Annotated in this window: 1 pseudogene; it reads right to left on the reverse strand. The window is 68.6% G+C overall.

Annotated elements, in window-relative coordinates:
• Window positions 1–350 (reverse strand): annotated as a pseudogene (locus FMEAI12_RS35990) (alpha/beta fold hydrolase); the annotation flags it as partial.

Genomic DNA, 350 nt, shown 5'->3' on the forward strand with positions numbered 1-350 from the left:
AGGCTGGGCACGCCGAGCACGCCGGTGCCTATGCTGGCGTGGGTGTCGGCCCAGGTGATTATTGGTCCTACTGTCCCGTATCCGAGCGGTGCGACGGCGTCGAAGCTGCCGTGCAGTGACTGCTGGAAGATGGCGAGCATGGCGCCCATCGAATGGCCGACTCCTACGGTCGGGCCGAGTTCGAGCGGGCCGAGGTCGGGTAGGAGTGAGCCTTTCACGGCGCGCTCCGTCAGCTCGGCGAGTGTCGCCGCGTTCGCCGCCGCGACGACGTCGGGTGTGAGTTCGGCGGCTCGGGGGTGCCGGGAGCTCTCGCCGGTGCCGATGTGATCGACGGCGATGACGAGCATGTC

It is taken from the genome of Parafrankia sp. Ea1.12, from assembly GCF_900465275.1.
GTDB classification, from domain to species: domain Bacteria; phylum Actinomycetota; class Actinomycetes; order Frankiales; family Frankiaceae; genus Parafrankia; species Parafrankia soli.